Annotated in this window: 5 protein-coding genes; 3 read left to right on the plus strand and 2 right to left on the minus strand. The window is 70.6% G+C overall.

The features are described 5' to 3' along the window. Positions 1–206 precede the first annotated feature (206 nt). Positions 207–977, minus strand: coding sequence for an AfsR/SARP family transcriptional regulator (locus GXP76_RS30720; protein ID WP_242574893.1), 771 nt, complete (start codon positions 975–977; stop codon positions 207–209). A gap of 499 nt (positions 978–1,476) precedes the next feature. Between GXP76_RS30720 and GXP76_RS30725 the strand changes: the two genes are divergently transcribed. Together GXP76_RS30725 and GXP76_RS30730 are read left to right on the plus strand one after the other, a co-directional pair. Continuing rightward, positions 1,477–2,394 carry an ABC transporter ATP-binding protein gene (locus tag GXP76_RS30725; protein WP_242574894.1) on the plus strand — a complete coding sequence of 306 codons (918 nt, stop codon included), beginning with the start codon at positions 1,477–1,479 and terminating at the stop codon, positions 2,392–2,394. Continuing rightward, positions 2,391–4,013 (plus strand): ABC transporter permease, encoded by a 1,623-nt coding sequence (locus tag GXP76_RS30730; RefSeq protein ID WP_242574895.1) that lies wholly within the window; start codon positions 2,391–2,393, stop codon positions 4,011–4,013. The genes GXP76_RS30725 and GXP76_RS30730 overlap by 4 nt, the downstream gene beginning before the upstream one ends. 258 nt (positions 4,014–4,271) lie before the next feature. Here the strand turns inward: GXP76_RS30730 and GXP76_RS30735 are convergent, their stop codons facing one another. Further along, positions 4,272–4,766, minus strand: a complete 495-nt coding sequence (locus GXP76_RS30735; protein ID WP_242574896.1) for a GbsR/MarR family transcriptional regulator — start codon at positions 4,764–4,766, stop codon at positions 4,272–4,274. 239 nt (positions 4,767–5,005) lie between these two features. Here GXP76_RS30735 and GXP76_RS30740 point away from each other — a divergent pair. After that, positions 5,006–10,701: type I polyketide synthase (locus GXP76_RS30740; protein ID WP_242574897.1), on the plus strand; the 5,696-nt coding region annotated here is incomplete at its 3' end.

The following is a 10,701-nucleotide window of genomic DNA, read 5'->3' on the forward strand; positions in this document are numbered from 1 at the left end:
CCGGCCCGAGGCGCTTCGGCCGGACGGTGCGTCAGTCGCCCGGTGCGTCACTCATACGGTGCGTCACTCACACGGTGCTCGGGCCGGACCCCCGGTGTCCGGGCGATCCGGCCTGCGCCGAGCCGGTCTCTACGGGCCCGCGGGCCCGTACGGTGCCGCCGAGCGGCGCCGCGGTCCCCGCGGCGTCCCCTCGCCGGCCGTGTCGGTCACGCCGCGGTGGCGATTTCGAGCCGCTCGTCGTTGACGAGGATCGCGCGCTGCATCTCACGCAGCGCCCGGCAGGGCTCCAGCCCCAGTTCCTCGTTGAGGATGTTCCGCGCGTGCTGGTAGACGCGCAGCGCGTCGGCCTGCCGCTCGGAGCGGCTCAGGGCGAGCATGAGCTGCCGGTAGAAGGCTTCCCGCAGGGGGTGCTCGGCGGTCAGCGAGTACAGACGGCCCACCAGTTCGAGGTGGTGGCCGAGACTGAGCTGGGCCTCCACGAGCAGCTCGGTGCACTCCAGCCGTGTCTCGTGGGTCCAGGCGGTGAAGCCCTCCAGGGCGGGTCCGCCGTGGAGCTCACCCAGTACGGGCCCCCGCCACAGGGCGAGCGCGCTCTCGAAGGAGACCGAGGCCTCGGCGTACTGACTCGCCTTCATGGATTCGCGGCCCCGGTGCATCAGTGCCTGGAACTGGTGGACGTCGATCTCGTCGTCGCCCAGGTTCAGGAAATAGCCGGGGGGCTGAGTCAGGATGGGGCTCTCGGCCCGGTCCGGCCGGGTCAGGAACTTCCGCAACTGCGAGATGTACACATGGATGCCGGCGGTGGCCCGGCGCGGTGGGTTGGTGCCCCAGATCTCGGTGATCGCCTCGTCTATCGAAACGACCTGCTTCGCCCTGATGAGCAGCAGGGTGAGCAGGACCTGCATTTTCCTGGCGTTGATGAAGTAACTGCCGTTCTCGTCAGTCACCCGCAGTGGCCCAAGTATCTCGTACTTCATACGAGCCTCTTCCTGATTGATCGCTTCCTGAGATGACGGCCCCGGTCGAGTGCCGTGGCATACCGCACCCACGGCACTCGACCGACTCCCCCGTCGTGTCTTCGCCCCAGGACAGTCGAGGCGGCTCACACCCGTGCACCGTTCGGACGGTGAGGGGGTGTGGCGAGATGGACACTAGGAGACCTGGTGGCGCGCTCATAACCCCTACCCACGCCCCTAGTGGGGCCCAAGGCCCCCTTAAGGATCGTGACTGTCCGTCAGCCCTGTTACGCGTATGTTTCAGGGTCCTGATCCCGCGCCGCACCGGGGGCCGGGGGGTGCCCGGAGCGGCGCGGGAGAGGGGCACGGAGAGCGCCGCGGGACGGGTCCCGGGGCGGGCCGGCCGGGCGGCGCCCGGTGTCGGCCGCCCCGGGCAGGGGTAACTGCGTTGATACGACGAGTAGTTGGTTGCGCTCACACATTTCACAAGTTCGCTGATGTTTGATATATGTTGAGAGTGATGAACTCCATTCATGTGTCGAACCTGGTGAAGACTTTTGGTCCGGTGCGCGCGCTCGACGGGCTGGACCTGACAGTTGCCAGAGGGGAGGTGCACGGCCTCCTCGGCCCGAACGGCGCGGGCAAGTCCACGACGATCCGCATCCTGCTGGGTCTGCTGCGGGCCGACTCCGGCACCACCGAACTGCTCGAGGGCGACCCCTGGGCCGACGCGGTCGGACTGCACCGCAGACTCGCCTACGTACCCGGAGACGTGAACCTCTGGCCGAACCTGTCGGGCGGTGAGTCCATCGATCTGCTCGGCAAGTTGCGCGGAGGGATCGACAAGGGCCGCCGCGACCAGCTTCTGGAGCGGTTCAAGCTCGATCCGACGAAGAAGTTCCGCACCTATTCCAAGGGAAACCGCCAGAAGGTGGCTCTCGTCGCCGCGCTGGCCTCGGATGTCGAGCTGTTCATCTTCGACGAGCCCACCTCGGGCCTCGACCCGCTCATGGAGTCCGTCTTCCAGGAGAGCGTCCTGGAGATCAAGAACGCCGGAAAGACCGTCCTGCTCTCCAGTCACATCCTGGCCGAGGCCGAGGTCCTCTGCGACCGGGTGAGCATCATCCGCGACGGCCGGACCGTCGAATCGGGCACCATGAGCGAGCTGCGCCACCTCACCCGGATGACCATCTCCGTACAGACCGAGCGTGAACTCGACGGCCTGGAGGGGCTGGCGGGCGTGCACGACCTCAAGAGCGACCACGACGGTGTGCACTTCGACGTCGACACCAGCCACCTCGACGCGGTGCTGCGCCACGTCACCCAGTACGGGGTCCGCTCGCTCACCAGCACGCCGCCCACGCTGGAAGAGCTCTTCCTGCGGCACTACGGCGACGAGCTGCCCGGTCAGAGGTCAGAGGTCGGAGCCAAGCTGTGAGCTTCACCGGAACGGGAAACCTGCTACGGCTCGCGCTGCGCCGCGACCGCATCCAACTGCCGGTGTGGATCGTCGCCCTGACACTCGTCACGTCGTCGACGGTCTCCGGTGTCATCAGCCTGTACGCGAACGAACAGGAACGCGTCAGCGCCCAGCAGGGCGCGGCCGAGAACGCCGTGGCCCTCGTCTTCAACGGCCTGGTCTCCGGCACCAGTGAAGGCGCCACCGCGATGACGCAGGCGCTGCTGCTCGTCCTGGTCGCCGCCGCGCTGATGAGCTCGCTGACCGTCGTCCGGCACACCCGGCAGAACGAGGAGACCGGCCGGGCCGAGCTGATCGGCTCCTCCGCCGTCGGCCGGCACGCCGCCCTCACCGCCGCGCTGGTCCTCGCCGTACTGGCCAACGTGGTACTGGCGCTCGTCACCGCCGTGACGCTGATCGGCAGCGGACTGCCGGCCGGCGGCTCCCTCGCCGCCGGCGCCGCGATCGGCGCGGTCGGCATCGCCTTCGCGGGCGTCGCCGCCGTCACCGCGCAGATCTGGGAGAGCTCACGCGCCGCGAACGGCGCCGCGGCCGCCTTCCTCGGTCTCGCCTTCCTGCTGCGCGCGGTCGGCGACGCCGCCGGAACCCTCAGCGAGAACAGCACCAGGGTGTCGAGTTCCTGGCCCTCCTGGCTCTCGCCGATCGGCTGGGGCCAGCAGATCCGCCCGTACGACGACGACGCCTGGTGGGTGCTGATCCTGCCGCTCGCCGCCTTCGCGGGGCTGGTGGGCGCGGCCTTCGCGCTGACCAAGGTGCGGGACGTCGGCATGGGCCTGCGGGCCGTCAAGCTCGGTCCGCCGAGCGCCGCACCGTCACTGCTCAGCCCGTTCGGCCTGGCCTGGCGGCTCCAGCGCGGAGCCCTGCTCGGCTGGGCGGTGGGTGTCGTGATCATGGGCTTCGCCTTCGGGGCGGTGGGCGACGAGATCAACGACCTCGTCGGCGACAGCGACCGCACGGCCGAGATCGTCGAACAACTGGGCGGCGCCGGCTCGCTGGTGGACTCCTATCTGTCCGCCACCGTCGGACTGCTGGGCCTGGCCATCGGCGCGTACGCGGTGCAGTTGCTCAACCGGATGCGCTCCGAGGAGACCACGGGCGGGCTCGAAGCCCTGCTCTCCACCTCGGTCAGCCGATACCGGTGGGTGGCCAGCCAGATCGCCTGCGCGGTCATCGGCATGGTGGCCCTCACCCTGCTGAGCGGGCTGAGCGCCGGCCTCGGATACGGCATCGCCTCAGGCGACGTCGGCGGCGGTCTCGTCGATCTCACCGTCGCCGCCCTGGTACGGCTTCCCGCCGTACTGGTCCTGGCGGGTGTCACCGTCGCCGCGTTCGGGATGCTGCCGCGGCTGTCGGTCGTACTGCCGTGGGGCGTCTTCGCGATCTGTCTGCTGATCGGTCAGGTGGGCGCAGCGCTGGACCTTCCGCAGGCGGTGCTGGACCTCTCGCCGTACAGCCACGTCCCGCAGATGCCCTCCGCGGACTTCGCCGCGGGGCCGGTGCTGGTGCTGCTGCTCATCGCGGCCCTGCTCATGGCCGGCGGCGCCGCGCTCTTCCGGCGGCGGAACCTGAGCATCTGACCGCCCGGAGACAACGTGAGGGCCGAGCCGTCGACGACGGCTCGGCCCTTCGGCGCGGGACGGCGTACGGCGGCGGCCCCCGGTGCGGAGGGCCAGCCGGTGCACGGGACACCGCGGGGCGGGAAACACGGCGCCGGGATCACGGCGCGGGAGGCGGCGGGCCGGGAACAACACGGCCGACGACCGGGGGAGTCGCCCTCGCGACGGGGGCGATACGTGGTCCCACCCCGGCGCACTCCGGAGTGGGAGAGGCGGACGCTACTTCTCCGTGACGCCCTGACGGCCACTGGACTCCTGCCAGCGGCGCAGCATGTCCGCGACCTCGGTCCGGACGAACTCCATGAACCTGCGCGTCTCGTCCAGCCGCCGCGCACCGGAGGAGTCCGCGCCCAGCGCCTCGGACCCGGCGGCCAGCAGGTCTTCCATCTGCAGGAACGCCTCGTCCCGGCGGGCGAACATCTCGTACCAGCCCTCGTCGTGCAGGCGGTAGTTGTCGCGGCGCTGACCGGGCTCGCGGTCCTTGGAGATGAGCCCCACCTGCTGGAGGTACTGCACCGACTGCGAGACGGCGGCGAGGCTCACCTGGAGGGTGTCCGCAAGCTCACGAGAGGTCAGACGGCCCTTCTCGGAGATGAGAACCGCCACGAACACACGGGCGGCCATACGCGGGAAGGCGAACGCGGACAGGCTCAACGCGAAACGCTCGACGAACTGGGCGACCGCCGCGTCCTGGGTCGCCTCGGTATCGGGCATGGCCGACATATTTCGTCCTCTCTTGTCGGTACCTCGTACCATAATCCACTATCTGCTAGAACTTCATGAATCCTTGAAAAGTATAGGTGATCCACTTTCGTTTAGGATCACCCACCTTCGTCGGCCAAAGGTCTCGGTAAGAGTGGCTTTAGCCGAGGTGCCGAGCATCTAGCGGACAGCCGGGCAGTGTCAGTTCTCGCCTGCCTGGGCCACGTGGATGGTCGATGGGAGTGCCGACGATGTCGGTTGCCGGGCAGGAATCCCACCAGGGCGCGGACCGGGACGGCAGCGCCATCGCGGATCCCGCGGTGAACCGACGGCCCGTCGCCGTCGTCGGCATGGCCTGCCGGCTGCCCGGAGCGGGAGGACCGGACGACTTCTGGACCCTGCTGCGAGAGGGCCGGGACGCCGTCGGCCCCGCCCCCGAAGGCCGCTGGCCCGAGGGATCGCTCACACCCCAGGCGCTCGTCGACGCCGGACTGCTCAGCACCTCGCGGGCCGGATACCTGCCCCGCGTCGACGAGTTCGACCCCGCCTTCTTCGGTATCCCGCCGAAGGAGGCCGCCGCCGTCGACCCGCACCAGCGGCTCGTCCTCGAACTCGCCTGGGAAGCCCTCGAAGAGGCCGGTATCGTCCCCGCCACCCTCGACGGCGCCCCGATCGGCGTCTTCGTCGGCGCCATGGAGGACAGCTACGCGGCCGTCACCCGCGACCACGGCCCCGACGGCATCGGCAGGCACACCGCCACCGGACTCAACCGCGGAGTCATCGCCAACCGCGTCTCCTACACCCTGGGCCTGCGCGGCCCCAGCCTGACCGTCGACACCGCCCAGTCCTCCTCGCTCGTCGCCGTCCACCTCGCCTGCGAGAGCCTCCTGCGCGGCGAATCCGACGTCGCCCTCGCCGGCGGCGTGAACCTCGCCCTGGCCGGCGAGGGCTTCCTCACCGCGGCCCGCTTCGGCGCCCTCTCACCGACCGGTGCCTGCCGCACCTTCGACGCCGGAGCCGACGGCTACGTCCGGGGTGAGGGCGGCGTCGTACTCGTCCTCAAGCCACTCGACCGCGCCCTCGCCGACGGCGACACCGTGCACTGCCTCATCAGCTCCACCGCGATGAACAACGACGGCAGCACCCAGGCACTCACCCAGCCCAGCCCCGACGCCCAGGAGCAGGTCCTCGACGCCGCGTACCGGCGGGCGGGCCTCACAGCGGCGGAAGTGCAGTACGTGGAACTGCACGGCACCGGAACACGGCTCGGAGACCCCATCGAGGCGGCGGCCCTCGGCGCGTTCGCCGGACCCCTGCGCGACTCCGGCGACCCCCTACTCGTCGGCTCCGTCAAGACCAACGTCGGCCACCTCGAAGGCGCGGCCGGGATCACCGGCCTCCTCAAGACCATCCTCGCCGTACGCCACCGCCAACTCCCCGCCAGCCTCCACTTCACCGAGGCCAACCCGCGCATCCCGCTGGAGGAACTGCGCCTGGAGCTCGTCCGGGAAACCCGCCCCTGGCCCCACCCGGACCGCCAACTGACCGCGGGCGTCAGCTCCTTCGGCATGGGCGGCACCAACTGCCACGTGATACTGCGCGAGTACGCCGACGCCGACGCCGGCGATGTCGTCACGGAAGACACCGCACCGGCCGGGCGGAACCCCGGCGTGCCCACGACCGGCCCCCTGCCGTACGTCCTGTCGGCGCGCAGCGAGCCCGCGCTGCGGGACCAGGCCACCCGACTGGCGTCCTTCCTCACCGAACAGCCCTCGCACCGGCCCGCCGACGTCGCCCACTCCCTCGCCGCACACCGGTCCGCCTTCGAGCACCGAGCCGTCCTCTTCGCACCGGACCGCGGAACACTCATCACCCGTCTCACCGAACTGGCCGCAGGACGGACCCCCACCGGAGCCGCACACGGCACCTCCCTCCACGGCGGCACAGCATTCCTCTTCGCCGGGCAGGGCAGCCAGCGAGCCGGCATGGGACTCCAACTGGCCGACGAACACCCCGCGTTCCGCGCCGCCTTCGACTCCGTCTGCGCCGAATTCGACCAGCACCTCGAAGTCCCGCTGCGCCGCGTCATCGCCGCCCCCGAGGGCACACCCGACGCCGCCCTGCTCCACCGGACCGCCTACACCCAGCCCGCCCTCTTCGCCTACGAGACCGCCGCCTTCCGGCTCCTGGAGAGCTGGGGCGTACGGCCCGACTACGTCCTCGGCCACTCGATCGGCGAAATCGCCGCCGCCCACACCGCCGGCGTCCTGTCCCTCACCGACGCCTGTACGCTCGTCGCCGCCCGCGCCCGGCTGATGCAGCAACTCCCCGCAGGCGGAGCCATGGTGGCCATCGAGGCCACCGAAGCGGAACTGGCCCCCGAACTCGAAGCGGAAGCGGGCGGGACCGGCCGTGCCGGCATCGCGGCCGTCAACGGGCCCGGCGCCACCGTCATCGCCGGCGACGAGGAAGCGGTACTGGCCGTCGCGGCCCGCTGGCACGCCAAGGGCCGCAGAACAAAACAACTCCAGGTCAGCCACGCCTTCCACTCCGCCCGCATGGACGGCATGCTCGACGCCTTCCGCGAGGTCGCCGAATCGCTCACCTTCCACGCCCCGGCCATCCCCGTCGTCTCCAACCTCACCGGACAGCTCGCCGACCCCGACGAACTCCGCACCGCCGACTACTGGGTGCGGCACGCCCGGCACACGGTGCGCTTCGCCGACGGCATCGAACGACTGCGGGACGCCGACGTCACCACATTCGTCGAGATCGGGCCCGACACCACCCTCACCACGATGGCGCGAGGCTGTGTCGACGAACCGGAACTGGCCTTCGTGCCCCTGAGCCGCCGGGACGGGCGGTCCGAGGCCGACGACATGCTGAACGCCGTCGCCACGGCGTACAGCCACGGGGTCGCGGTCGACTGGAGCGCCGCGCTCCTGCCCGAGGACACGGTCCGGGTACCGCTGCCCACCTATCCCTTCCAGCGGCGGAGCCACTGGCTGTCGCCCCGGCCGTCCGCCGGCTCCGTCGTGCGCGAACTCTCCGAGGGAGCAGGTGCGTTCGCGGAGGCGGAGACCGCCGCGACCTCCCCGGAGGATCCGGCTCGGTCCCTGGTGGACCCCTGGCGTGACCGGCTCTCGGGACTCGACGCCCACGACGGCCGGCGGATCGTCCTGGACCTGATCCGCACCGAGGCCGCAGCGCTGCTGGGCCACGACTCCCCGGACGCCGTCGAGGAACGCCTGCCCTTCCGTGACCTCGGCTTCGACTCACTCGGCTCCGTCGAACTGCGCCACCGGCTGACGCTCGTCACCGGCCTCAGCCTTCCCTCGTCCCTGCTGTTCGACCACCCCACCCCCCTACGACTGGCCGCCGAGCTCCGCGACCGACTCGTCGGCGAAACAGCCCACTCGGCCCCGGTGACCGCGACCGGAGCGACCGACGAGCCACTGGCGATCGTGGGCATGGCCTGCCGGTACCCGGGCGGCAGCGACTCACCGGAGGCGCTGTGGCGACTGGTCGCCGAGGGCCACGACGTGATCGGACCCTTCCCCCGCGACCGCGGCTGGGATCTCGACGCCCTCTACCAGCCAGACCCCGAGAGCGCGCGGAACGGAACGTCGTACGTCCGCGACGGTGGCTTCCTCCACGAGGCGGCCGAATTCGACGCCGCGCTCTTCGGTATCTCGCCGCGCGAGGCGCTGGCGATGGACCCGCAGCAGCGGCTGGTGCTGGAGACGGCGTGGGAGGCCTTCGAGCGGGCCGGTGTCGACCCGCAGTCGCTGCGCGGCAGCCGAACAGGCGTGTTCGTGGGCGGCACCTTCCAGGAGTACGGACCACGGCTGAGCGAGCAGGGCGACGGAGTGGCGGGGCACCTGCTGACAGGCAGTGCGCCGAGTGTCGCGTCGGGTCGGGTGTCGTACGCGTTCGGTCTTGAGGGTCCGGCGGTGACGGTGGACACGGCGTGTTCGTCGTCGCTGGTGGCGTTGCATCTTGCGTGCCAGTCGCTGCGCAGTGGCGAGTCGTCGCTGGCGCTGGCCGGCGGTGTGACGGTGATGGCGAGTCCGAGCATGTTCGTGGAGTTCAGCCGGCAGCGTGGGCTTGCGCCGGACGGCCGGTGCAAGCCGTTCGCGGCGAGTGCGGACGGTACGGGCTGGTCGGAGGGTGTCGGGCTGCTGCTGGTGGAGCGGCTGTCGGACGCCGTACGCAACGGGCACCAGGTCCTCGCGGTGGTGCGGGGTTCGGCGGTGAACCAGGACGGTGCGTCGAACGGGCTGACGGCTCCGAACGGGCCGTCGCAGCAGCGCGTCATCCGTCAGGCGCTGGCCAACTCGGGGCTGTCGGCGGCGGATGTGGACGCGGTGGAGGCGCACGGGACGGGTACGACGCTCGGTGACCCGATCGAGGCGCAGGCCATCCTTGCGACGTATGGCGAGGGACGGGCGGAGGATGCTCCGTTGTGGCTGGGGTCGCTGAAGTCGAACCTTGGACACACGCAGGCGGCGGCCGGTGTCGGCGGTGTCATCAAGATGGTCATGGCGATGCGGGAAGGGGTGCTGCCGCGGACGCTGCACGTGGACGCGCCCACGCCGCACGTGGACTGGTCGGCGGGGGCGGTTGCACTTCTGACCGAGAACACCCCGTGGACGGTCGAGGAGGACCGGCCGAGGCGGGCCGGTGTGTCCTCGTTCGGGATCAGTGGCACGAACGCGCATGTGGTTCTTGAGCAGGCACCGGTGATCGAACGCGCCGGGACTGAGTCCGCTTCTTCATCGGGTGTGGTGGTGTGGCCGGTGTCCGGCCACACGGCCGACGCGCTGCGTGCCCAGGCTTCGCGGCTGCACGCGTGGCTGGAGGAGCAGCCTGACGTTGATCTCTCGGCGGTCGCGGGCGCGCTGACGGGGACGCGTGCGACTCTCGATCACCGTGCGGTTGTGTTCGGCACCGAGCGCGGGCAGTTGATGGACGCGCTGGCTGCTGTTGCGGGCGGGACTCCCAGCCCGCAGGGGGTGGTGGGTCGGTATCGGGCGGGGAAGCTCGCCGTGCTCTTCACCGGCCAGGGCTCGCAGTACGCGGGGATGGGGCACGACCTCTACACCAGCCACCCCGTCTTCCGCGACGCCCTCGACGAGACATGCGCCGCCCTGGACGCGCACCTCCCGGTGCCTTTGCTGACCGTGATGTTCGCCGAGCCCGGCACCCCTGAGGCCGACCTGCTGCACCACACCACGTACACGCAGCCCGCCCTCTTCGCGCTCGAAACAGCCCTCTACCGCCTCACCCAGTCCTACGGGGTACGCCCCGACGCACTCGCCGGACACTCCATCGGCGAACTCACCGCCGCCCACCTCGCCGGGATCTTCACCCTCACCGACGCCGCCACCCTCGTCACCACCCGCGCCCGACTCATGGGCGAACTCCCCGCCGGGCAGGGCACCATGCTCACCCTCCACACCACCCCCGACGACGTCACCCCTCTGCTTGAGGGCACCGGTCTGGAGATCGCCGCCCGCAACTCCCCGACGAACACGGTCGTTTCAGGGACGGTGGCCGAGATCGAGGCGCTGACCGCGCGTGCGGCGGAGGCGGGCATCCGTACCCGTGCGCTCAAGGTCAGTCACGCCTTCCACTCCGCGCACATGGACCCCGTCCTCGACGAATTCCGGGCCACGTTCAGCACTCTTGCCCCGCAGGCTCCGACGCTGCCTGTCATCTCCAACCGGACCGGGCTGCCCCTCACCGCCGAGCAAGCGGTCTCGCCGGACTACTGGACCGAACAGCTCCGCCACAGCGTCAACTACACCGCCATCACCGAGCATCTCCACTCCACCGGCACCACCGCGTACCTCGAACTCGGACCCGACACCACCCTCACCGCCCTCACCACCCAAACCCTCCCGGACGCCACCGCCATCGGGACGCTGCACCCCAAACACCCTCA

This window comes from Streptomyces sp. NP-1717 (assembly GCF_022695985.1).
In the GTDB taxonomy this organism is placed as follows: domain Bacteria; phylum Actinomycetota; class Actinomycetes; order Streptomycetales; family Streptomycetaceae; genus Streptomyces.